Source organism: Neisseriaceae bacterium CLB008, from assembly GCA_041228285.1.
GTDB lineage: Bacteria > Pseudomonadota > Gammaproteobacteria > Burkholderiales > Neisseriaceae > JAGNPU01.
In genome coordinates, this window is record CP166133.1 from 2,027,616 (window position 1) to 2,050,351 (window position 22,736).

At 51.9% G+C, this 22,736-nt stretch carries 24 protein-coding genes; 17 read left to right on the forward strand and 7 right to left on the reverse strand.

The features are described from left to right. Positions 1–75: 75 nt before the first annotated feature. From AB8Q18_09290 to AB8Q18_09370, 17 genes are all read left to right on the forward strand, one after another. Positions 76–1,467 (forward strand): DASS family sodium-coupled anion symporter, encoded by a 1,392-nt coding sequence (locus AB8Q18_09290; protein XDZ50388.1) that lies wholly within the window; start codon positions 76–78, stop codon positions 1,465–1,467. Positions 1,468–1,610: 143 nt separating this feature from the next. Then, positions 1,611–2,009 (forward strand): hypothetical protein, encoded by a 399-nt coding sequence (locus tag AB8Q18_09295; GenBank protein XDZ50389.1) that lies wholly within the window; start codon positions 1,611–1,613, stop codon positions 2,007–2,009. Between the two features lie 135 nt (positions 2,010–2,144). Beyond that, positions 2,145–3,191 carry a recombinase RecA gene (recA, locus tag AB8Q18_09300; GenBank protein XDZ50390.1) on the forward strand — a complete coding sequence of 349 codons (1,047 nt, stop codon included), beginning with the start codon at positions 2,145–2,147 and terminating at the stop codon, positions 3,189–3,191. A gap of 93 nt (positions 3,192–3,284) precedes the next feature. Next, complete coding sequence (trpE, locus tag AB8Q18_09305; protein XDZ50391.1) at positions 3,285–4,751, forward strand: anthranilate synthase component I; 1,467 nt, start codon at positions 3,285–3,287, stop codon at positions 4,749–4,751. A 14-nt stretch (positions 4,752–4,765) separates the two neighbouring features. Next, complete coding sequence (gene serB / locus AB8Q18_09310; GenBank protein XDZ50392.1) at positions 4,766–5,605, forward strand: phosphoserine phosphatase SerB; 840 nt, start codon at positions 4,766–4,768, stop codon at positions 5,603–5,605. A 129-nt stretch (positions 5,606–5,734) separates the two neighbouring features. Then, entirely contained in the window at positions 5,735–6,202 is a 468-nt protein-coding gene (locus AB8Q18_09315; GenBank protein XDZ50393.1) for a Fe-S cluster assembly transcription factor, read from the forward strand. A 25-nt stretch (positions 6,203–6,227) separates the two neighbouring features. Continuing rightward, entirely contained in the window at positions 6,228–7,445 is a 1,218-nt protein-coding gene (locus AB8Q18_09320; protein XDZ50394.1) for an IscS subfamily cysteine desulfurase, read from the forward strand. 85 nt (positions 7,446–7,530) lie between these two features. Then, a complete protein-coding gene (gene iscU / locus AB8Q18_09325) occupies positions 7,531–7,914 on the forward strand; it encodes a Fe-S cluster assembly scaffold IscU (GenBank protein XDZ50395.1) in 384 nt (127 codons plus the stop codon). A 63-nt stretch (positions 7,915–7,977) separates the two neighbouring features. Then, entirely contained in the window at positions 7,978–8,298 is a 321-nt protein-coding gene (gene iscA, locus AB8Q18_09330) for an iron-sulfur cluster assembly protein IscA (protein ID XDZ50396.1), read from the forward strand. 57 nt (positions 8,299–8,355) lie between these two features. Then, entirely contained in the window at positions 8,356–8,871 is a 516-nt protein-coding gene (gene hscB / locus AB8Q18_09335; protein ID XDZ50397.1) for a Fe-S protein assembly co-chaperone HscB, read from the forward strand. Positions 8,872–8,928: 57 nt separating this feature from the next. After that, a complete protein-coding gene (gene hscA / locus AB8Q18_09340) occupies positions 8,929–10,794 on the forward strand; it encodes a Fe-S protein assembly chaperone HscA (protein ID XDZ50398.1) in 1,866 nt (621 codons plus the stop codon). Between the two features lie 47 nt (positions 10,795–10,841). Then, complete coding sequence (gene fdx / locus AB8Q18_09345; protein XDZ50399.1) at positions 10,842–11,180, forward strand: ISC system 2Fe-2S type ferredoxin; 339 nt, start codon at positions 10,842–10,844, stop codon at positions 11,178–11,180. 21 nt (positions 11,181–11,201) lie between these two features. Then, positions 11,202–11,396, forward strand: a complete 195-nt coding sequence (gene iscX / locus AB8Q18_09350) for a Fe-S cluster assembly protein IscX (GenBank protein XDZ50400.1) — start codon at positions 11,202–11,204, stop codon at positions 11,394–11,396. 127 nt (positions 11,397–11,523) lie between these two features. After that, complete coding sequence (locus AB8Q18_09355) at positions 11,524–12,204, forward strand: GNAT family N-acetyltransferase (GenBank protein XDZ50401.1); 681 nt, start codon at positions 11,524–11,526, stop codon at positions 12,202–12,204. A gap of 145 nt (positions 12,205–12,349) precedes the next feature. Continuing rightward, a complete protein-coding gene (gene leuA / locus AB8Q18_09360; protein XDZ50402.1) occupies positions 12,350–14,032 on the forward strand; it encodes a 2-isopropylmalate synthase in 1,683 nt (560 codons plus the stop codon). A gap of 510 nt (positions 14,033–14,542) precedes the next feature. Next, positions 14,543–14,881, forward strand: a complete 339-nt coding sequence (locus AB8Q18_09365; protein XDZ50403.1) for a P-II family nitrogen regulator — start codon at positions 14,543–14,545, stop codon at positions 14,879–14,881. 20 nt (positions 14,882–14,901) lie between these two features. Then, positions 14,902–16,209 (forward strand): ammonium transporter, encoded by a 1,308-nt coding sequence (locus AB8Q18_09370; GenBank protein ID XDZ50404.1) that lies wholly within the window; start codon positions 14,902–14,904, stop codon positions 16,207–16,209. A gap of 39 nt (positions 16,210–16,248) precedes the next feature. Here the strand turns inward: AB8Q18_09370 and AB8Q18_09375 are convergent, their stop codons facing one another. From AB8Q18_09375 to AB8Q18_09405, 7 genes are all read right to left on the reverse strand, one after another. Further along, positions 16,249–17,025, reverse strand: a complete 777-nt coding sequence (locus tag AB8Q18_09375; protein XDZ50405.1) for a helix-turn-helix transcriptional regulator — start codon at positions 17,023–17,025, stop codon at positions 16,249–16,251. Between the two features lie 105 nt (positions 17,026–17,130). After that, entirely contained in the window at positions 17,131–18,588 is a 1,458-nt protein-coding gene (locus AB8Q18_09380; protein XDZ50406.1) for an APC family permease, read from the reverse strand. Positions 18,589–18,626: 38 nt separating this feature from the next. Beyond that, positions 18,627–19,319, reverse strand: a complete 693-nt coding sequence (locus AB8Q18_09385; GenBank protein XDZ50407.1) for a M15 family metallopeptidase — start codon at positions 19,317–19,319, stop codon at positions 18,627–18,629. A 300-nt stretch (positions 19,320–19,619) separates the two neighbouring features. Further along, positions 19,620–20,609: an alpha/beta hydrolase gene (locus AB8Q18_09390; GenBank protein ID XDZ50408.1), complete on the reverse strand. Its 990-nt coding sequence runs from the start codon at positions 20,607–20,609 to the stop codon at positions 19,620–19,622. Positions 20,610–20,809: 200 nt separating this feature from the next. After that, a complete protein-coding gene (locus AB8Q18_09395) occupies positions 20,810–21,106 on the reverse strand; it encodes a YciI family protein (GenBank protein XDZ50409.1) in 297 nt (98 codons plus the stop codon). A gap of 138 nt (positions 21,107–21,244) precedes the next feature. Further along, positions 21,245–22,141 carry a radical SAM protein gene (locus tag AB8Q18_09400; GenBank protein ID XDZ50410.1) on the reverse strand — a complete coding sequence of 299 codons (897 nt, stop codon included), beginning with the start codon at positions 22,139–22,141 and terminating at the stop codon, positions 21,245–21,247. Between the two features lie 199 nt (positions 22,142–22,340). Next, on the reverse strand, positions 22,341–22,643 hold the full coding sequence (locus AB8Q18_09405) for a hypothetical protein (GenBank protein ID XDZ50411.1): 303 nt from the start codon (positions 22,641–22,643) through the stop codon (positions 22,341–22,343). Positions 22,644–22,736 lie beyond the last annotated feature (93 nt).

Consider the following 22,736-nt stretch of genomic DNA (forward strand, 5'->3'; position numbering starts at 1 on the left):
GTCCTGACTTTATTGCATGATCAATACAGATAAAAACAATAGTTTATTATTTTATAAAAATACAAGGAAAAAATTATGGATCAACAGCCTCATCCGACCGACATGTCGAATAAGGATCAGCGCAAAATCGTTAAGGGTCTAGTCATCTGCGTCATTGCCCTGATTACTGCCCTCGTTGTTTACCGCGTGTTGCCGTTCGACGATGCCGCCAATAAAGGCCTCGCCCTATTGGTGTTAATCGCCATCCTGTGGTTGACCGAAGCCATTCACGTCACGATCACCGCCCTACTGATTCCCGTGATTGCCATCGCCATTGGCCTCCCGGAAATGAACACCAAAACGGCTGTTTCTGCTTTTGCCGACCCCATCATTTTTCTTTTCTTCGGTGGCTTCGCCCTCGCCTCAGCGCTGCACGTGCAAAAACTGGATAAAAAAATCGCCTTCTGGCTAATTTCCTTATCCGGCTCCCACTTAGGCGTAACCGCTCTGTCTATTTTTGGCGTGACGGCCCTGCTGTCCATGTGGATCAGCAATACCGCCACCGCCGCCATGATGCTGCCTCTGGCCATGGGCGTGATGAGCCATATGGACGCCAAATCTGAGCGCCCAACGTTCTTATTTATCCTATTGGGTATTGCCTACTCGGCCAGTATTGGTGGCTTGGGCACGCTGGTGGGCTCGCCCCCAAACGCTATTGCCGCTAAAGCGCTGGGCCTAGACTTCGTGGGCTGGATGAAGCACGGTCTGCCCTTGATGCTGGTGCTCATGCCGTTGATGGTTTTGAGCCTATACCTAGTGTTCAAACCCAAGCTAAACCGCAAAATTGAAGTCAACACCGAAAGCATTCCGTGGACGCCTTCACGCATCATCGCCATGACTATTTTCATTTTGACCGCCGCCGCGTGGATTGGCGGCAACTGGATTCAAGAACATTTAGGCATCAGCAGCCCTGACACCTTTATCGCCCTGTGCGCCGCCGTACTGGTGGTGATGTTTGGCGTGACCACCTGGCGTCAAGTGTCGGACAACACCGACTGGGGCGTTTTATTCTTGTTTGGTGGTGGTTTGACCTTGAGCGCCATCTTGAGATCGTCAGGCGCGTCTGCCGTTTTGGGCGATCAAGTGGCCGCCATTTTCGGCTCAGCCAACCCCTTCATCATTATTTTAGCCGTAACCACCTTCATCATTATTTTGACTGAGTTCACCAGCAACACCGCTTCTGCCGCCCTATTGGTACCGGTATTTGCCGGCATCGCCGAACAAATGGGCATGCCCGCCTCAGTACTGGTGATGATGATCGGTATTGGCGCCTCTTGTGCCTTTATGCTGCCCGTGGCCACGCCACCTAACGCCATCGTCTTTGGCACCGGCGTCATCAAACAGCGCGACATGATTGTGGCTGGGGGCGTCCTGAACATCATGTGCATCATCGTTCTGTCTTTATGGGGCTACTTCTTCTTGATGTAAACCCACACGATGCCGCCTCAGGGCGGCATTTTTGTATTAGAATGGCTTGGGTACCATATCCCTAGGCTGGACGATCGCCTAGCCCTTATAATGGTCCCACACTGTTCTCAGCTTTTTTCACCTCACACCAAGGAGCCGCTTCGATGCATAAACCCGAAGAAATTATTTTGGCGATCTTAGGCGTGCTGTTCATCGGCGGCATGGCTTATTTCATTCACGGCTATTACGCCCTACCGCTGCCTTTTGGCCTATACAGCTCGCTGTCGATTGCCCTTTGGACCCTCACCCTCTTCATGCTGTGGAAGTACAACGCCATGACCTGGCTATGGCCCATCTGGGTCGGTTTGTTTTTTGCCTGCTGGTTCCCAATCTTAAGCTATTGGGCTTCTGGTACCGCAGCAGGCCAACAAGAAACCTTCTTATTGAGCACGCCTTGGTACAACACTTGGCCCACCAAAACCATCTTGTTTGTGGTGCCCACCCTCTTCGCTTATTATGTTGCTTACCGACTACAACAAAAGAAAAAAACCTCGATTATTTAATCTTTTGTGAATCAAGCGCCCGCACCTAACGGGCGCTTTTTTAATGGCTTCAGCCGTGCGTATTCAGTAAATTTGTGCGATAATTAAAGCTTATGTTTAATTATCTGTTTCACCCTACTTACGGAGTCATGCCCCATGTCAGACGATAAAAGCAAAGCCTTAAGCGCCGCCCTGTCGCAAATTGAAAAACAATTTGGTAAGGGTTCCATCATGAAAATGGATGGCAGCCACAAAGACGAGAACCTACAGGTGATCTCTACCGGTTCTTTGGGCCTTGACTTAGCCTTAGGCGTGGGCGGACTACCCCGTGGCCGCGTGGTGGAAATCTACGGCCCAGAATCTTCTGGTAAAACCACCATGTGTCTAGAAGCCATTGCCCAAGCGCAAAAAAGCGGCGGCGTGTGCGCATTTATTGACGCCGAAAACGCCTTCGACCCAGTTTACGCTCGTAAACTAGGCGTGATCGTCGAAGACTTATTGGTGTCTCAACCAGATACCGGTGAGCAAGCTCTAGAAATTTGTGACATGTTGGTGCGCTCAGGCGGCATCGACATGGTGGTCATCGACTCGGTAGCGGCCCTAGTGCCTAAAGCCGAAATCGAAGGTGACATGGGCGACAGCCACGTGGGCCTACAGGCGCGCTTAATGAGCCAAGCCCTGCGTAAACTGACCGGCAACATCAAAAAAACCAACACCTTGGTGGTGTTCATTAACCAAATCCGCATGAAAATTGGCGTGATGTTTGGTAGCCCTGAAACCACCACTGGCGGTAACGCATTGAAGTTCTACGCCTCTGTGCGCCTAGACATTCGCCGCATCGGTCAAATCAAAAAAGGCGACGACGTGCTGGGTAACGAAACCCGTGTTAAAGTAGTGAAAAACAAGGTTGCGCCACCGTTCCGCCAGGCTGAATTTGACATTCTGTACGGCGAAGGCGTGAGCTGGGAAGGTGAAGTCATTGACCTAGGCGTGAAGTTCGACATCGTTGAAAAATCCGGCGCATGGTACAGCTACGGCGGCCAAAAAATTGGCCAAGGCAAAGACAACACCCGCAATTGGCTAAAAGATAACCCAGAAGTTGCGACCGAAATTGCCACCAAAATCCGTGATGTAGTGGGCCTCAACGTTGACATTACCGAAGGTAAGCTTGACGAAACGGACGGCACTTTAGACGATTTATAAAGCACCGATACGCCCAAAAACGGATGCCTGCCATCCGTTTTTTTGCGTCTAAACATAAAAATATCGCTTCACCTGCATAAGGAGCAGCACCTCATGATGAGCTTAGAAACCTATCAAGCCTACGTAGCCCAAGGCTATAACCGCATTCCTTTGACCTTAACCGTGCTCGCCGACTTAGACACGCCGCTGTCTTTATACCTGAAGCTGGCCAACAAACCGTTCAGCTATTTATTGGAATCGGTCGTGGGCGGTGAGCGCTTTGGACGCTATTCGTTTATTGGCCTGCCCTGTCGCGACTATCTTAAAGTCGAAGGCAACACCACTTCCGTCTACCTAAACCACGAGCTGACCCAGACCCACAAGGGCGACCCGATGGGCTTTATTGAAGCCTATCAGGCCAGCTTTAAAACCCCGGACATCCCCAACCTACCGCGCTTCACCGGCGGCCTCATCGGCTACTTTGGCTACGAAACGGTGCATTACTTCGAGCCCAAGCTGCCTAAAAACGACAAAAAAGACGTCATCGGCACCCCCGATATCATGCTCATGCTGTCCGAAGAGCTGGCCGTGATCGACAACCTATCAGGCAAGATTCACCTCATTGTCTACGCCAATCCAGAAGACCCTAACGCCTACCAAAAAGCCCGCAGCCGCTTAGAAGAACTGCGCATCCAAACCCGCCAAAGCTACGCCCTACCGCTGTCGTTTGGCAGCCAACAAACCCAGCCGGTGAGCGAATACGGCGAAGACAACTACAAACGTGATGTGGCCGACATCAAACAACGTATTTTGGCCGGCGACTGCATGCAGGTGGTGCCATCACAGCGCATGAGCATGCCTTTTAGCGACAACCCCATCAGCCTTTATCGCGCCCTGCGTACGCTTAACCCATCACCCTATATGTATTACTACCACATGGATGATTTTTACATCGTCGGCGCCTCGCCTGAGATTCTGGTGCGTAAAGAAGCCGACACCATGACGGTGCGCCCCATTGCTGGCACCCGCGTGCGCGGCCAAACGCCGGAAGAGGATGCCGCTTTAGCGGCTGACCTCTTAAGCGACCCCAAAGAAGTGTCAGAACACGTGATGCTGATCGACCTAGGCCGAAACGACGTCGGCCGCGTGGCCAAAACCGGTGCAGTCAAAGTGACCGAGAAAATGTGCATCGAAAAATACTCCCACGTCATGCACATTGTCTCTAGCGTCGAAGGTGAGTTGCCGCCGCAAACCAAGATGATGGACGTGCTTAAAGCCGCCTTCCCTGCCGGCACCCTCTCAGGTGCCCCAAAAGTAAAGGCTATGGAAATCATTCATGAGCTAGAGCCCAGCAAACGCGGCATCTTTGGCGGCGCTGTCGGCTATTTGAGCTTTAGCGGCGACATGGACGTGGCCATCGCGATTCGTACCGCCATCATCAAAAACCAAACCCTATACGTGCAAAGCGGCGCCGGCATTGTCGCCGACTCCGACCCGCAATCAGAATGGGATGAAACCCAAAACAAAGCCCGTGCCGTGGTAAAGGCAGCCCACATGGTTCAGGCTGGCCTAGACGCATAAGGAAAAACGAACACATGAAGTATGCATTGGTATTACAGCACCCACAACTGGCCCAGCTGGATTTAAGCTGGCTTTGGGCTGAGCTTGATCAAACGCCTCATCACCAGGAAGACGGCGTGATTCGCCTGACCCAGCCGCAGCCGTTCGCCCTAAGCGCCGAGCAGCATCAGCGACTACAGGCCTTAAAAATTGAAGTCGCCTGCCTGCCTGATCGCCCCTTGAGCAGCATTGGCCTGATGGTCAGCGACATGGACTCCACCTTGATCACCATTGAGTGTATTGACGAAATCGCCGATCAAATGGGCATCAAGCCACAAATTGCCGCCATCACTGAACGCGCCATGCAGGGCGAGCTGGATTTTCGCGCCTCCCTGATCGAACGTGTCGCCCTATTAAAAGGCCTGCCACAAAGTGCCTTGGCTGACGTGTATGAGCGCAAGCTCAAGCTGACACCTGGCGCCGAAGCGCTGATTAAAACCGCTAAAACCCACGGCATTAAATTCATGCTGGTCTCAGGCGGTTTTACCTTTTTTACCGATCGCCTCAAAGAGCGCTTAGGCCTAGACTACGCCTACGCCAATGAATTGGAAATCATCGACGGTGTGCTCACCGGCAAGGTCATTGGCGACATCATCGACGCCGAAGCCAAGGCGCGATTATTGCGTCAGCACCGGGATGAATTAGGGCTCAGCCCCGAGCAAGTCATCGCCATGGGCGACGGCGCCAACGACATTCCCATGCTCGAAGCCGCCGGCATTGGCGTGGCCTTTCACGCCAAAGAAAAAACCAAAAACCATGCCACTCTTGCTATAGACCATTATGGCCTCGACCAGATTAGCCGCTGTTTTGGCTAAGGATTCGCAGCTCGTCGACCACGATAGTCGCTGACTATTGAGCATTGCTCGCATCCTCGCTTAATAGTTGACTAATTTAGTAGGAAATAGGATAATCCAGATCAGTAAAGCATTTACAAGGTGAATATTATGCGCCTAACAACCAAGGGGCGATTTGCAGTAACGGCCCTCTTAGATGTGGCCATGCACCACGACGAAGGGCCCGTTAGCCTTTCTGCGATTAGTGAACGCCGACAGATTTCACTCTCCTATTTAGAGCAACTGTTCAGCAAGCTGAGAAAAGCCGGCCTAGTCGCCAGCTTAAGAGGCCCAGGCGGCGGTTATTCATTGAATAAACCCCTGCACGAGATCAGCGTCGCTGCCATTGTGCACGCCGTCGATGACTCGCTGGACGCCACCCAATGTAATGGGAAATCAAACTGCATGGGGCACACCCAATGCTTGACCCACGACCTTTGGGAAAACCTCAACAAAACCATAGGGGACTATTTGTCCGGCATCACATTGGCAACTTTAATCGAGCATGGCCAAAACAAACAGCGCTTACACACTGCACAAACACATCCGATGGCGGTGGTGGTAAGTACCCCTAACTAACACGTACCATACAAGAGCAAAAACCATGAGCCAAATTAAAACACCGATTTACTTAGACTACGCAGCCACCACGCCGATCGACCCACGCGTGGCGGAAAAAATGATTCCTTACCTATACGAAGAGTTCGGCAACCCTGCCAGCTCTAGCCATAGTTTTGGTTGGACCGCTGAAGAAGCGGTTGAAAACGCCCGTCAAGAGATCGCTCTATTGTTAAACTGTGACAGCAAAGAAGTGGTGTTCACTTCTGGCGCCACAGAATCTAACAACTTAGCGATTAAAGGTGCGGCTCATTTCTACCAAAGCAAGGGCAAACACCTCATCACCGTTAAAACCGAACACAAAGCCGTTTTAGACACCATGCGTGAGCTAGAGCGTGAAGGTTTTGAAGTAACCTATCTTGACGTGCAAGACAATGGCCTACTAGACCTTGAAGTATTCAAAGCGGCCATCCGCCCTGACACCATTTTGGCCTCTGTGATGTGGGTCAACAACGAAATTGGCGTGATTCAAGACATTGAAGCCTTAGGCGCAATTTGCCGTGAAAAAGGCGTGATTTTCCACGTTGACGCAGCACAAGCAACCGGCAAAGTGGCCATCGATTTAAGCCACGTTAAAGTCGATTTATTGAGCATGTCTGGCCATAAAACCTACGGTCCTAAAGGCATTGGCGCTCTATATGTGCGTCGTAAACCTCGCATTCGCCTAGAAGCACAAATGCACGGCGGTGGCCACGAACGCGGCTTCCGCAGCGGCACCTTAGCCACCCATCAAATTGCTGGCATGGGCGAAGCCTATCGCCTAGCTCGTTTAGAAATGGACGCCGACCGTGAACACGCCCTTGTGTTGCGCAACCGCTTCTTAGACGCGGTAAAAGACATTGAAGAAGTGTACGTTAACGGCGACTTAGACCAACGCGTACCGCAAAACCTAAACGTGAGCTTTAACTTTGTGGAAGGTGAAAGCCTGATCATGGCGGTTAAAGAACTGGCCGTTTCCAGCGGTTCTGCCTGTACTTCGGCCAGCCTTGAGCCTTCTTACGTTTTGCGCGCTCTAGGGCGTAACGATGAATTGGCCCACAGCTCGCTGCGCATTACCTTTGGCCGCTTCACCACCATTGAACAAATTGATTATGCAGCACAGCTGATTAAAGATAAAATCGGCAAATTGCGCGACCTATCGCCTCTATGGGAAATGCACTTAGACGGCGTAGACTTAAGCACCGTTGAATGGGCTGAGCACTAAACGGCCCTGAGGATCATCCTCGGACACACACTTATAACAACGATCGGCCAACCACGGTTGGCCAGACAGCACTAGGAGCATAAACATGGCTTATAGCGATAAAGTAATTGACCATTATGAGAATCCTCGTAACGTGGGTTCATTTGAAAAAGGCGACGACAGCGTAGGTACCGGCATGGTCGGCGCCCCAGCCTGTGGCGACGTGATGAAGCTGCAAATTAAAGTCAGCGAAGATGGCGTGATCGAAGACGCACGCTTTAAAACCTACGGTTGTGGCTCTGCCATTGCCTCTTCTTCTTTGATCACCGAATGGGTGAAAGGCAAAACCCTAGACGAAGCTATGGCGATTAAAAACAGCGCCATCGCTGAAGAACTAGAGTTACCGCCGGTAAAAGTACACTGCTCTATTTTGGCCGAAGACGCCATCAAAGCCGCAGTGGGCGACTACAAAAAGAAACACAATCAATAATTGATTCACCGCTGCCTAGGCCAAGGCTTAGGCAGCCATGACTGCAACTAGGGGTATTAATATATGATTACCTTATCTGAACGAGCCGCGAATCATATTCAGAATTTTCTTAACAGCCGTGGTAAAGGCATAGGCATCCGCCTAGGCGTACGCACCAGCGGTTGTTCTGGCATGGCCTACGTATTGGAATTTGCCGACGAAGCCAACACCGACGACATGGTTTTTGAGTACTTTGGCGTCAAAGTCATCACCGACCCAAAAAGCCACGTCTACCTTGATGGCACCATGCTGGACTACACAAAAGAAGGCCTGAACGAAGGCTTTAAGTTTGAAAACCCAAACGTGACTGACGAATGTGGCTGTGGCGAAAGCTTCCACGTTTAAACCGTCTCACACCAGCTTAAGATGGACAGCCAGCTTGAGCGTAGCGATGATCACTCCATGACACAAAACCATTTCAGCCTGTTTGGGCTGCCTACCGCTTTTGATCTTGATACGGCCGCTTTGAGCGCCACCTACCTAAAGTTAGCGGCAGCCTGCCACCCGGATAAATTTGCCGGTGCCAGCGCCTTCGAACAAAAACAGTCACTGATGATGGCCTCCAACGTCAATGAAGCCTATCGCACCCTCCAGCAGCCGCTTGATCGCGCCAGCTATCTGCTCAGCCTGCACGACATAGACGCCGACGACCCTCTGCACACTCAGTTTGAACCTGAGTTTTTGATGCAGCAAATGGGCTGGCGAGAAGCCTTAGAAGACGCCCAGCAGGCGCAAGATGTGCCTGCCCTACTGGCGTTAGCTGATGACGTGCAAGCACAGCTGTCTGACCTCTTGACCACCTTATCCACCACCTTCCAACAGGAAGATTATGCCGCAGCCGCGACGCTGGTTCGCCAAGGCCGATTTATGGATAAGCTTACCCAACAAGTGCATCAAGCCCTCGACGCCTTCGCCTAGCCACACTCGGCAGCGTACCCCGCTTGATGTCATCAACACAAAAGTTAAAGTAGATTTATGGCACTATTGCAAATTGCTGAACCAGGTATGTCTACCGCACCACACCAACACCGCTTGGCCGTCGGCATTGACCTTGGCACGACCAACACCCTCATGGCAACCGTCCGCAGCGGCAGCGCTGTCTGCCTAGCCGACGCCCAAGGCCGTACCAGCCTGCCATCGGTCGTGCGCTACTGCGAAGACAGCCGCGTTGAAGTGGGCCACGATGCCCTAATGGCTCAACGGGTAGACCCCCAAAACACCATCAGTTCGGCCAAGCGTCTATTGGGCCGCGCCCTTGCCGACATTGGCAATGTACAGCACCTACCGTACCGCTTTGGCCATAGTGACCACATCATCGAAATCCAAACCCGTCAGGGTTTAAAAACCCCTGTTGAGGTATCCGCTGAAGTCTTACGCACCCTCAAAGCGCGCGCCGAAACCAGTTTAGGCGGCGAACTAACGGGCGCAGTGATCACCGTACCCGCCTATTTTGATGATGCCCAGCGTCAAGCCACCAAAGACGCCGCCAAGCTGGCCGGCCTACACGTGTTGCGTTTATTGAATGAACCCACCGCTGCAGCCATCGCCTATGGCTTAGACAATGCCTCAGAAGGCACCTTCGTGGTGTACGACTTAGGCGGCGGAACCTTTGACGTGTCTATTTTAAAGCTTTCTAAAGGTATTTTTGAAGTTCTGGCCACAAACGGCAACAGCGCCCTCGGCGGCGACGACTTCGACCATCGCCTATATTGCTGGGTGCTGGAAACCGCTGAATTATCGGCTCTGAACGAAGTCGACAACCAGCTGTTGCTGGCCTTAGCACGCGCCGCAAAAGAAAGCCTGACCGACAACGACACCGCCACGATTAACTGTACGCTGTCTGACGATCGCTCTGTGGACGTGACCATCAGCCGCGATGAATTTCAAAAAATCACCCAACATCTGGTGAATAAAACCCTGATCCCAATGCAAAAGGCCCTCAGCGACGCCAAGGTGAAAAAAGAAGACGTCAACGGCGTCATCATGGTCGGTGGCGCCACGCGCATGACCCACGTCCAAAGCGCGGCAGAACAGTATTTCAACCAAGCGCCGCTGAATAACCTTAATCCAGATGAAGTGGTGGCCATGGGCGCCGCCATGCAGGCCAACGTATTAGCCGGCAATAAAAACGACGGCGAATGGTTGCTATTAGACGTGACGCCGCTCTCCTTAGGCCTAGAAACCTACGGCGGCCTGGTGGAAAAAGTCATTCCCCGCAACAGCACCTTACCCACTGCCCGCGCCCAAGAGTTCACCACCTTTAAAGATGGCCAAACTGGCATGATGATCCACGTGCTGCAAGGCGAGCGCGAGCTGGTCAGCGACTGCCGCTCCTTGGCCAAGTTCACCCTAAAAGGCATTCCGCCTATGGTGGCCGGTGCCGCCCGTATTCGGGTGACCTTCCAAGTAGACGCCGATGGCCTATTATCGGTTTCGGCCAAAGAACAAACCACCGGCGTGGAAGCCGCCGTCGAAATCAAGCCGTCTTATGGCCTCGACGACGAAACCATCACCAAGATGCTGAAAGATTCGCTCTCCTACGCCAAAGAAGACATTGAAGCACGCAACCGCCAAGAAGCCATCGTTGAAGCAGAAGGCTTGATTGAAGCCGTGACTGCGGCACTGGCTCAAGATGCCGATTTACTCGATGCCAAGGAACTGGCCCATATTCACGCCAGCATCGACGCGCTTAAGGCCAGCCTCAATAGCGCCGACGTCAACGCCGCCGTGATTAATCAGCACACCCAAGCGCTCAGCCACAGTACCGATGGCTTTGCCGCCAAACGAATGAACCGCAACATCGCCCAAGCCTTAACCGGCCAAAGCATAGACAGTATTTAACGATAGCGAGCCAATCGCAGTATTGGCCTTTACATAGAGACAAACTCATGCCAAAAATTACCATATTGCCTCACGAAACACTGTGCCCAGAAGGTAAAGTGATTGAAGATGCGCCCATCGGCGAAACCATTTGTGACGTCTTGCTGGATCACAAAATCCACATCGATCATGCCTGCGAAAAATCGTGTGCCTGCACCACCTGCCACGTGATTATTCGTCAGGGCTTCGACAATCTAAACGAAGCGACCGAAATTGAAGAAGACCTTCTTGACCAAGCTTGGGGCCTAGAAGCGCAGTCGCGCTTAAGCTGCCAAGCCGAAGTAGGCCAAGAAGACTTAGTGGTGGAAATTCCTAAATACACCATTAACCACGCACGCGAACACTAACCTGGCACGAAAGGCATCCTCATGAAATGGACTGACACCCTTTACATCGCAGAAACCTTGGTCGACACCCATGAAGACATCGATCCCAAAACCGTACGCTTTACCCAGCTACGCGACCTGGTCATGGCCCTACCAGAGTTTGATGACGACCCTGAGCGCTGCGGCGAACGCATCCTAGAAGCCATCCAACAAGCTTGGATCGACGAACTGGCCTAAGGCCTCGCCCCACCACCCGCCTTTTGGCGGGTTATTTGATGGCGTCCTCAGCACACATAGATCAGCCTATTGTCAGCCATCTTAAAGCCTTATAGTATGAGGCCCACACCGTATCAAAGAGACACACATGAGCACACCGACACTCGGCGCCGAAGTCAGCTGGCAACCCCTAGCGCCCATCACGCCTAAAAACATCAAAGGCTTTTACTGCACCCTAGAGCCACTTGACCCTGAACGCCACTTAAATGAGTTATACGAAGCGCTATGCGCCCAACCCAACCAAGACGGCTGGACCTACCTAGCCTACGGGCCATTTGCCGACCAGGCTGCATTCGCCATCTGGCTAGCACACAGTGCCCGTGATCCCGACCTCTTGTTTTACGCCATTTGCGACGCCCAAGGTCGAGCCTTAGGCCTCGTCGCCTATTTAGCCATCAGCCTAGAGCACGGCAGCATTGAAATTGGCCACGTACATTTTGGTCACGCCATGCGCCGCAGCCGCATCAGCACCGAAGCCATTTACTTATTAATCAACCAGGCCTTTAATCTTGGCTTTCGACGCTGCGAATGGAAATGCGACAGCATGAACCAGCCTTCGGCCAAAGCTGCCCTACGCTTTGGCTTTCAATATGAAGGCCTGTTTCGCCAACACCGCGTCAACCGTGGCCGCAACCGCGATACCCAATGGTTTTCCATCATTGACGGGGAGTGGTCACAGCTGCAAAAACGCTATCTCAACTGGCTTAATCCTAAAAACTTTAGCGATTCAGGGGTGCAAATTGAAGCCCTCAACATCGCCACCAACTAAGCCCTAAGCCCGTTAGGGCTTTTTTACGGCCCTAGGGTGCCCGTGTCCAGTTCGCGACGATGGCTGTCGCTTAGGCAAGCGCAGATACAGCATCGATTGGCTATGATGGTGACTCAACTTCATCGACATAAACCAAAGGACAGCCATGCTACGCGACCCATCCCAAAAATACCCCGCCGCCCCCGTCGTCAACCTACCTGATCGTACCTGGCCATCGAAAACCCTGACCCATGCGCCGCGCTGGTGCTCAACCGACTTACGCGATGGCAATCAATCCTTGATCAACCCCATGGACAACGCCAAAAAATCGCTGTTTTTTGATCATCTGATTAAATGTGGCTTTAAAGAAATTGAGGTTTCTTTTCCTTCTGCTTCGCAGACCGACTTTGACTTTGTTCGCGGCCTGATCGAAGAGCAACGCATTCCCGAAGACGTGTGGATTCAAGTCATCACCCAATCGCGCCCCGACCTCATCGAGCGCACTCTAGAGGCCGTGACCGGCGCACCGCGCGCCATTGTGCATTTGTACAACGCCACCTCACGCTTATTCCGCGAGCTGGTGTTTAATCAAGATAAGGCCGCCACCATCGCGCTGGCTGTGCGCGGTGCGGAACACATTCGTCGCTTGTGTGATCAGCGGCCCGAAACTCAGTGGTCGTTTGAATACTCGCCGGAAACGTTTTGCTTTACCGAATTGGACTTTGCCCTAGAAATTTGCGAAGCCGTCGCCGATGTATGGCAACCCACAGCCGATAGGCCCTTGATTTTGAATCTGCCCGCGACGGTTGAAGTCAACACGCCCAACGTCTACGCCGATCAAATTGAATGGTTTATACGCCATTTCTCTCGGAAAGAGCATGTGGTGATCAGCCTACACCCACACAATGATCGCGGCACCGGCGTGGCCGCTGCCGAACTGGCCCTGATGGCTGGCGCCCATCGCGTCGAAGGCTGCCTATTTGGCAATGGCGAACGCACTGGCAACGTGGATTTGGTGACCTTGGCCCTGAATCTCTATACTCAGGGCGTCGACCCACAGCTAGATTTTTCTGACATCAAAGAAACCGTCGAAATTGTCCAGCATTGCAATGAGCTGCCGGTACACCCGCGCCACCCTTATGCCGGTGAATTGGTGTTTACCGCGTTCTCGGGCTCTCACCAAGACGCCATTAAAAAAGGCTTTGCCGCCAAACACAATCAGCCAAGCGACGTATGGGCCATTCCTTATTTGCCCCTAGATCCTGAAGACGTAGGCTGTAGCTACGAAGCCGTCATTCGCGTCAACAGCCAGTCTGGCAAAAGCGGAGCGGCTTGGCTCTTGGCCCAAAATCATGGCCTACAGCTGCCCCGCGCCATGCAGATTCACTTTAGCCAACTGGTCAAACACTATACCGACGACAGTGGCCAAGAAATGTCTGGGGCCGAAATCTGGGGCCTATTTCGCGAAGCTTACGGCCTCACCGACCGCCCTAGTCTGTCACTACAAGACTATCGCACCGAACCTTGCGACGGCGGCCAACGCCTATTCGCCAACGTGATGCACCAAGGTAAAAGCCTTAGCCTAGAAGGACAAGGCAACGGTCTACTGTCGGCCATGATCGACGCCATTCACGGCCATTTTGATTTAAAGCTCAACATTGTTGACTATCAAGAGCACACCTTAGGCCAGCGTACCCACAGCAAAGCCGTCGCCTATCTGGAATGTCACGGCCACCACAACGCGCACACGTTTGCCGTGGGCATTGACGCCGACTCGTCTAAGGCTTCCTTACAGGCCGCGCTGAACATCGCCAGCTGCCTGCTGGCGCCCACAGCCGTCGAGGCTTAAGCCCAATAGGCCAACCCTATAAAAACGCCTAGCGGCCATGACGGCGCTAGGCGTTTCGGCGTTTGGTCGCCTCATGGCCACGCTCAGCAAAGCCACTCAAAATCCAGCTAAACGCTCTTTTACTGTACAACAAAGTAGCTCCGAAAACTACAACAAAGGCGCTTTATTTCAAAAACAAACATAAAAAACAAACCTAATGCTTTATTATTAAATAATTAATCAAATAATGCTAAAAACAGAAAAAACCAAGCCATATCTACAGCATGTTCATGCGCAAATAAAAATAATTATGGTTTAGTTTCATTCACCCCCCCAGTACGCCTCGCCATCCCCTTTTTTTTTGCTTTAAAAAAGCGTAATTTAGACAACGGGTCCAGTCACAGGCTAGGTCATGTCCCCGCCGCTTCGTCGCGCCCATAAGCACAATAACAGTGCCACACGAAGCGCATCACATGGCCATACAAACCACCGTTCCACCCCTATTTTTAACCCTGTTACTGGAATCGAACCATGAAAATGATCACCGCCATTATTAAGCCCTTCAAGCTAGAAGACCTCCGCGAAGCATTGGCAGAGGCTGGCATAAAAGGCATCACCACATCGGAAGTCAAAGGGTTTGGTCGACAAAAGGGCCATACCGAGATTTATCGTGGTGCAGAATATGCTGTGGATTTTCTGCCCAAAATCCGTATTGAGATTGCCCTACCACAAGATGAGGTTGAACGCGTCATAGAAACCATCATCAGGGTCACCCAAACTGGCAAAATTGGCGACGGCAAGATCTTCGTCTCCGACCTAGAACAGGTCATCCGTATTCGCACAGGTGAATCTGGCCCCGCTGCCATCTAACTCAATACAGGAACCCCATCATGAGCTTAACTGCCCCCCGCCTGAGCGCTCTGTCGCTCTGGGCTTTGCCCTCGCTCGCCCTCTCGGCCGAAACCGACTGGGTCCGCCCTTATGCCGACTTAGACAGTGGCGACACTGCTTGGATTTTGGTGTCGGCACTCTTGGTTTTATTCATGACCTTGCCCGGCTTGGCCTTGTTTTATGCAGGCATGGTACGAAAAAAGAACATTTTGGCCACTATGCTCCAAAGCTTTTCGGTGGCCGCACTGGTGGCGGTCTTATGGGTGGTGATTGGTTACAGCCTGGCCTTCACCCCTGGCAACCCCTTCATCGGTGGCCTAGATCGATTCATGCTCAAGGGCTTAAACGTCTGGCAAGCCAATGAAACCCTCACCATTTATCCAGGCGCAGCCACTATTCCCGAATCAGTGTTCATGATTTTCCAAATGGCGTTCGCCATCATCAGCGCCGCCATCATTACGGGCGCTTTTGCCGAGCGCATGAAATTCACCGCCCTCTTATCCTTTACCGGCGTGTGGCTGTTGCTGGTGTATGTTCCCACCGCACATTGGGTTTGGGAAGGCGGCGGCTGGTTAGCCAGCCACGGCGTTTTGGACTTTGCTGGCGGCACCGTGGTGCACATTAACGCGGGCATGGCTGGTTTAGTCGGTGCCCTGCTGCTTGGGCGTCGCCTCGGTTACGGTAAAGAATCGTTTGCACCGGCTAATCTGTCCTTGGCCTTAATCGGTACCGCCATGCTGTGGATCGGTTGGTTTGGCTTCAATGCGGGCTCCGCCTTTGCCGCTAACGCCATCGCGGGCATGGCCTTACTCAATACCCAGGTCGCCGCCGCCATCGGTGCTTTAACCTGGCTTTTATGTGAACGCGTTGCTCAGCACAAACCTTCGGCATTGGGCTTCGCTTCTGGTGCTCTCGCAGGGCTGGTGGGCATTACCCCAGCCGCAGGCTTTGTGGGCCCCCAAGGCGCTTTAGCCATTGGTTTAGCCACCGCCGTCGTGTGTTTCTGGTCGGTGACCAAGCTGAAAATTTGGTGGCGTTACGACGATGCTTTAGACGCTTTTGGCATTCACGGCATCGGGGGAATAGTGGGCGCGCTTTTAACCGCCATTTTCTTCAACAGCGACTTAAGCAACATGAACGCCAGCGTGCTGACCCAGCTCGTAGGCGTATTGGTTACCGTCTTCTACAGTGCTGTCGTCAGCGGGCTGATTCTGTTACTCATCGATAAGACCATGGGTTTGAGGGTCAGCCAAGATGAAGAACGCCAAGGCCTAGACATCAGCCTCCACGGCGAGCGCATCGAATAGTGCAAAGAAAAGCCCCACCGGCCATCTCCAGGTGGGGCTTTATCTTCGTTCAGCCATCAGGCTGCTGACGTATTCGCTGGGCGAGCTGCCCATGCGGTTTCGAAACATGGCGCTGAATGCACTGGGACTGTCGTAGCCCACGGCTAAAGCCACATCCAGCACGCTTACACCCAAGGCCAATTGCTCCAAGGCCAACAGCAGGCGCTGCGTGCGCAACCACTCCACAAAGCTGACCTGCGTCTCGCGTTGAAACTGGCGCGACACCGTCCGCTCGCTCACGCCCAACATATGGGCAGCATCCGCCACCGTCCACGGATGATCAATTCGCTCAGACACGGTCTGACACAGGCGCTGTAATTCTGGACTACTCGGCGTAGGCAGATGAAAACCCAACACCGGCAGCAGGCGCAGCTCATCCAGCAATAGCTCCACCACCCGCTCTTCTCGTCCACCCCGCGGCGGCGGCATTTGAATGTCAATCGCCGCCACGATCAAGGCTTTCACCAAGGGGCTAATCGACACCACCCCACAGCTCTCAGGCAAGTCAGCCCGTGCCCAAGGATCGACAAACAGCGTGCGTGCCTGCACCAAGCCAATGGCCCGCAGGCTATGCGCCGTTCGTGCCGGCAGCCAAAGGCCGCGGTTTGGCGGCACCATCCACACGCCGGCATCGGTTTCTACCCTGACCACGCCGCTCAGTGCGTGAACCAGCTGGGCGCAATCATGCGCATGCGGCAGCTCCACTGTGCCGTGTGGATAATCTTTCACATAAACCGTCAAGGCTGGCTTGCTGTTGAATCGTGACAAAGCACTCACTCTGCTCTTCTTTGGCTAAAATCGTCTCCTATCATCTTAGCATCAATAAAAAAACCGTTGCCAGAATTTTCTGAGCAACGGTTTATTCGACATGTCTTTATGGCTTTATTTTTTCAATTTTTTAATTTCATCATAGCTGTCGCCCAACATTGCCTGTAAAGCATCATCATCACTGATTTTATGGCGTTTAAACTGTACCGCACACAAAACGGCACCCAAGCCAATCCACAACAATAAAATAATGTACTCTGCTGGGGCCAAAGACATTGACGTACCTGGAATCAGGGTCATCAAGATAATACCTAAAGCACCTAAGGCACCCAAGAACGGCAACCAGCTAATGCGGGTTTGGTAAGGACGCACGTTATTAGGATAAAGCTTACGGATTTTATACATGCACAACACCGTCAACACCCAAGACAAACCCACGTACACGCCACCGGTATCCAAGAACCAAATCATGGCGCCTTTACCCAACCACCCTAAAGCCAAGGTAATCACCAAGGTCATGGTCAAAGCGTTGGCAGGTACGCCATTTTTATTCACTTTACCCAAGAATGCGGGCAGTAAGCCACCACGGCCCATGGCAAAAATAATACGCGAACAGCCCATAGCCATTCCTAAAGAACCCGTACCCATCCCTAAGAACGCAATCCCAGTAGCGGCATAGCCTAAGGCTGGATAGCCAGCGTGGGTAAACGTACTGATGGCACCGAAGTCCATCGCGGCCGATTCTTGCCAAGGAATGATCATCGCGGTGCCCAACAGCACTAAGCAGTAGTAAGCACCCGCCAAGAAAATGGTCAAAACAATGGCCACGCCAATTTTTTTCGGGGCAATATTGGCTTCTTCGGCCAATAACGACACCAGGCTAAAACCCGTCAAAAACGTTAACGCAGGAATCACAAAGCGCATGGTTGAGGTAATCCCTTCCATCGCTAACCCAGAACCATCAGGCGTTGAAGCCACAAAAGCCGGCCAAAAGTTAGCCCACTCACCCAAGGCAATACCCGCACCTGCTAAGGCCACGCCAAGCGCCACCTTAATGATGAACAGAATTTTTTGGGTGCCCGCACCAACGTCCACGCTTTTACTGTTCAAGAAATAAAACGCGATCACCAAGGCAATACCAGCTAATAGCCCCCAAAGGTAAACTTGGCTACCGGCAATGCTGTAAAGCGGTATGCTTTCCATCACCGGCTTAAAGGACGGTATGCCCTGGCTAATCAAGCCCCCAAAAGCCGCCATGTAAAAAGCGGTACTGCTGATGAAGGCGCCGATTAACAGCCACCCGATCACGAAAGCCAAGGTTCGGTTATAGGCGATGAAGGTAAACAAAATCTCGCCACCGGCGCGAGGAAACTGCGCCGCCAATTCGGCGTAAGCCAAGGCGATACAGGCGGCCAATGCGCAGGCCAACAACATACCCAACACCACACCACCGGCGCCATAGCTAGAAAAGAATGAACTGGTGGTGTAAATCCAGCCCGAACCGATGACACCTGCGGTGCCCAGCGTCACCAAAGAGGTGAAGCTTAATGATTTTTTTAATGATTGACTCATAGTAAAGAATAATCCTCTGTTTCACATATTGCTAAATATTATGGTTGTGCCACACTATAAAGTGCTTGTTCTTGCTCGGTGTAATACGCCCACAGCTGATTACCGTAGTCGTAATGCCACCATTCCGTCGATAAATTGCTAAAACCTGCTTCAATCATCGCCCAATACAGTAGGCGACGATTATGCTGAGCAATGCTTTCAGGCTGCTCTTCTAAAGCTGCCGTCCAACTAGCCTCAACCGGCTCATCAAAACCACTACCCATGTCCAGCCACTCACCCTTACTGTTACATAGGGTTAAATCAACCGAGCCACCGGTTAAATGCGGGCTAGGACAAAGTGGGTCAGTACTGGGCTTGGCCACAAACTGCGCCAAAATTTCCTGCTGCTTGGCGGGGCTTTCATGCGCAAAGCGCGCTTTAATATCTAGCCCCACTTGATCGATCAGCGCCTGCTGCAACATCACTGGACGCCAACCGTCTAAGATCAACAAATGTACACCATCAGGCAAAAACGACGCCGCTCGACGCAAACGTGCTAGTAATCCCTCACGCACATAGCACGTAGGCAAAGCATGAGCGATACCTTGTTTAAAATAATCTGACTGTGTGTAAATTTGCTGATCTAATAAACAGCTCGTGTCGACTAAAGGCTCGCTCTTAGGCGTAATAGGTAGCGCCAAAATGGCTTCCCAGCACAATGGTTTCGTCACGGGTATGGGTTTATTAATCATGACTTCTCCTTTTTTGTAGTACCCTTCATTATAACTTTCTCGCCTGTTACTTTCTAAACATATAAACTCTTTATTTCAAAATAGTTAACTCAATTAACATTTTTAAAAAAATTAAAAACCAAAATTAACTATATATTTCAATAATTTTCAAAACATTATTAAATGATTATTGATTAAAGAATTTAACCAAAATGTTATCAATCTAACATTTCTCACTGACTGAGACGAATACCCTCTAAAGATTAGCGATCACCCATAAAAAAAGCAGCGCCGCAGCGCTGCTTTTTTGATAACCCATACCTATCTGGCTTGATACTGCCTTAAGAAGGCTACGCTGTCAGCAAAGGCCTGCTGAGCAGGCTCGCCATCCATCTTAAACTGATATTCATGCTCAGTGACCACATCAGCTAAATCAAAGAAACGGCTGCTGACCGCGACGTCTTGTTTTTGTAACGCCGCCACCAAGGCCCGCCCGTGCGGCTCAAAAGAAAAGGTGTTGCCATCGGTCACGTAAGTTGGGGGAAAGTCAGCCGTAATGTGTGACACCACATCGGCCTGCTGCACGGCTTCACTGGCCAACCAATCTCGATCACCTAAATAGCTCCAGCCCAGCTGATTCAGCACAAAGTTCACGAGGTTTGAATCGGTGCCTCCTTTGAGTGCAGTTAAATCATAGGGCCCACAATAAAGCAGCACGCCTTTGATATGCGCCTTGGGCACCACCGCTGGCATGGCCATGCTGGCCGCCAACTGAGGATTGGTTTGTATGGCCACAAACTGCGCCGCCATTTGCGCGCCCGCCGAATCGCCGGCAAAAAATAGCCGCCCCATATCGCCCTGATATTTAGGCGCCTGCTCTAACAAGGCCTGATAAACCTCTTGAATTTGCACCAAAGGCGTTGGGTATACCGCTGCAGGCGCCAACTGATAGTTCATCGCCACCACTATATAGCCTTGATTGGCCAAGGCTGGTGCAAAATAACGGACATCGGTTTTATCCCCAGCGACAAACGCGCCCCCGTGCACCCAAATCAGCACGGGCAATTTAGTGCCAGGCTTTATCGTGCTGGGCGCATAAACATCATAAACATTGTTTTGATGCTGCGATGGGTAGCTGAGGTTGGGCCAAACCTCAACATTGTCCTGAATTTGGGCATAGTCCAGCGGCGGCGTGGCCAGCGGCACAGATTCAATCAGCTTTTTCACCGCCCATGAGGTCGGTGCGGGTGACACACAGCCGGCGACAGCCAGGCTGGTGGATAAAAGCAAGGTCAGAAAAGGTTTGGTCATAAGGCCTCATGCTCACACAGCCACGCATCAAAGGCGGGCATATACTGGGATTGATCGGTAGCAAGCTAGCGCCAAGCAATCCGATCGGCGACAAAACATGTGATACAGGATTGACATGGCTAAAACCAGCATAAAAAATGCCGTCCCAACCATCAAAATATAACGGGGTGCGGCATGCTTTAACGGGCTTGGCTCAAGCCTTAGAACGCACGGCGAAACGGCTTCACCGTCACGCTTTGATAAATGCCGGCAGCCACAAAAGGGTCTGCCTGTGCCCATGCCTCGGCTGCGGCCAAATCGCTAAATTCGGCAATAATGGTTGAGCCAGTAAAGCCTGCCTCACCTGGATTTTCGCTGTCAATAGCTGGATGTGCCCCCGCCAATACCAGCTGGCCAGCAGCCTGCAAAACCTCTAAACGGGCTAAATGTTCGGGACGAATGGCCAAGCGTTGAGCCAAAGAGTTCGGCGCATCAATGGCGCTGATAACATATAACATGAGGATTCCTTAAGTCGTGTGAAGTATTACTCTGGTTGAAATAGGTAAAACTTAAGTTTAGCACGAGCCTGAGCGGTGTCATCGTCGTTTTGACTTAATCTAAGCCTTTACTCAACCGCCTGCCAAACAAACGGCCACTTACAGCCCACGCTGCCACTCTTGGCGCAGATGCACGTGTTCAGGCGCGGCAATGGCTTGTCGAACCTGCGCCAACAGCGCCTCTTTATCGCGCCCTAACTGACCTTTGAGCACCAAGTAATTCGACGCATGGTCGCTGCGAAACACGGTTTTGTCTAAATTGAGCTCGCGTAAAAATCGCTCCACCTCAATAAACAACTCGGCCTGATCCAAAGGCTTAAACTCTGGGTAACGGCTTTTAAAGCGCTCCATACCCAAGGGAAAGCTCACCACCAGCGTCGACAGGTATTCTGGTTGAGCCTCATTCATCAACTGGGCTGAGCGATCTGCGTGTTGGGCACTGAGCTGACTGCCGCCAAGCCCGTTCAGAATCATCACCGAACGGGTCATGCCCGCCTCGCCTAACTTATTTAAGGCGCTAAGCGAAGAAGCATAAGTTTCGCCCTTATTCACCATCGCCAACACCTCATCATCACCCGACTCACAGCCAATATAGGCCATGCTTAAACCAGCATCAACCAGCTCTTTGAGCTCAGCCACCGATTTATTTTTAACGTTACTGGGCAGACAATAGCTCGACACTCGGCCAATATTGGGAATCTCTTTTTTAATCCCTTCTAGAATCGTCATCAGCCGCCGCGTAGACAAGGCCATGGCGTCGCCATCAGCCAAGAAAATTCGCCGTATGTCCATCATTTGGGCTGCCTTCTGTAGCTCAGATAAAACCTGTGCCTCAGGGCGCACGCTGAATTTTTTTTGCGGTGCCGTGTACATTTCGCAAAAGGTGCATTGATTCCAAGAACAGCCATTGGTGATCGGTAAAATCAACGAGCGCGCCTCGCTGGGCGGACGAAACACCGGCTCAATGTAGTCGATGGGAAACGTTTGGTGAAACATAGTGGCTCCTAAATTCTGGGCCAGTCGTGGTAGCCACGCTGGCCTTATCGTTATCAATCATTCATTGCTGCCTAAGCGTAGGACAGGACAACTCAACCTCACCAGCCATTCTTCATGCCGCCTCAATATGCGTGCATCGGCTTGATCAGGCTCATCACGCCAAACCTAATCCACCCTGGCCTGCTACCGTGTCTGAGCCTTAAGCCGGCTCATTACTCAAACCAGCATACAGATCCAGCCACTCAGGATTTTCACGTTCAATCAGCGCCAGGCGCCAATTGCGCGGCCAGCGCCTGATTTTCTTGGCACGCTGCTCGGCCACCAGCAGATTTTCCTGTGGTTCAAAATAGACTAAGAACACCGTTTGATGGCTCGCATGCAACGGCGTGCCCGTCAACGCTTTATGCTGTGTGACCTGATCCCATAAATCGACACAGCAGCTAATGTGCATGATGCTTTGCTGTTTATTGACCATGATGTATACCCAAGCACTGTCTGACATAAGGGCCTCCTCAAGTTGGCACCACAAAACATGACTAAAGCATAAGTTAACGTATCCACCCCAAGGTGTCACGATTAATCTGACGGGTCATCC

Coding starts and splice junctions, on each gene's coding strand:
- AB8Q18_09290 (XDZ50388.1), top strand. CDS start 76: ATGGATCAACAGCCTCATCCGACCGACATGTCGAATAAGGATCAGCGC.
- AB8Q18_09295 (XDZ50389.1), top strand. CDS start 1,611: ATGCATAAACCCGAAGAAATTATTTTGGCGATCTTAGGCGTGCTGTTC.
- recA (XDZ50390.1), top strand. CDS start 2,145: ATGTCAGACGATAAAAGCAAAGCCTTAAGCGCCGCCCTGTCGCAAATT.
- trpE (XDZ50391.1), top strand. CDS start 3,285: ATGATGAGCTTAGAAACCTATCAAGCCTACGTAGCCCAAGGCTATAAC.
- serB (XDZ50392.1), top strand. CDS start 4,766: ATGAAGTATGCATTGGTATTACAGCACCCACAACTGGCCCAGCTGGAT.
- AB8Q18_09315 (XDZ50393.1), top strand. CDS start 5,735: ATGCGCCTAACAACCAAGGGGCGATTTGCAGTAACGGCCCTCTTAGAT.
- AB8Q18_09320 (XDZ50394.1), top strand. CDS start 6,228: ATGAGCCAAATTAAAACACCGATTTACTTAGACTACGCAGCCACCACG.
- iscU (XDZ50395.1), top strand. CDS start 7,531: ATGGCTTATAGCGATAAAGTAATTGACCATTATGAGAATCCTCGTAAC.
- iscA (XDZ50396.1), top strand. CDS start 7,978: ATGATTACCTTATCTGAACGAGCCGCGAATCATATTCAGAATTTTCTT.
- hscB (XDZ50397.1), top strand. CDS start 8,356: ATGACACAAAACCATTTCAGCCTGTTTGGGCTGCCTACCGCTTTTGAT.
- hscA (XDZ50398.1), top strand. CDS start 8,929: ATGGCACTATTGCAAATTGCTGAACCAGGTATGTCTACCGCACCACAC.
- fdx (XDZ50399.1), top strand. CDS start 10,842: ATGCCAAAAATTACCATATTGCCTCACGAAACACTGTGCCCAGAAGGT.
- iscX (XDZ50400.1), top strand. CDS start 11,202: ATGAAATGGACTGACACCCTTTACATCGCAGAAACCTTGGTCGACACC.
- AB8Q18_09355 (XDZ50401.1), top strand. CDS start 11,524: ATGAGCACACCGACACTCGGCGCCGAAGTCAGCTGGCAACCCCTAGCG.
- leuA (XDZ50402.1), top strand. CDS start 12,350: ATGCTACGCGACCCATCCCAAAAATACCCCGCCGCCCCCGTCGTCAAC.
- AB8Q18_09365 (XDZ50403.1), top strand. CDS start 14,543: ATGAAAATGATCACCGCCATTATTAAGCCCTTCAAGCTAGAAGACCTC.
- AB8Q18_09370 (XDZ50404.1), top strand. CDS start 14,902: ATGAGCTTAACTGCCCCCCGCCTGAGCGCTCTGTCGCTCTGGGCTTTG.
- AB8Q18_09380 (XDZ50406.1), bottom strand. CDS start 18,588: ATGAGTCAATCATTAAAAAAATCATTAAGCTTCACCTCTTTGGTGACG.
- AB8Q18_09385 (XDZ50407.1), bottom strand. CDS start 19,319: ATGATTAATAAACCCATACCCGTGACGAAACCATTGTGCTGGGAAGCC.
- AB8Q18_09390 (XDZ50408.1), bottom strand. CDS start 20,609: ATGACCAAACCTTTTCTGACCTTGCTTTTATCCACCAGCCTGGCTGTC.
- AB8Q18_09395 (XDZ50409.1), bottom strand. CDS start 21,106: ATGTTATATGTTATCAGCGCCATTGATGCGCCGAACTCTTTGGCTCAA.
- AB8Q18_09400 (XDZ50410.1), bottom strand. CDS start 22,141: ATGTTTCACCAAACGTTTCCCATCGACTACATTGAGCCGGTGTTTCGT.
- AB8Q18_09405 (XDZ50411.1), bottom strand. CDS start 22,643: ATGTCAGACAGTGCTTGGGTATACATCATGGTCAATAAACAGCAAAGC.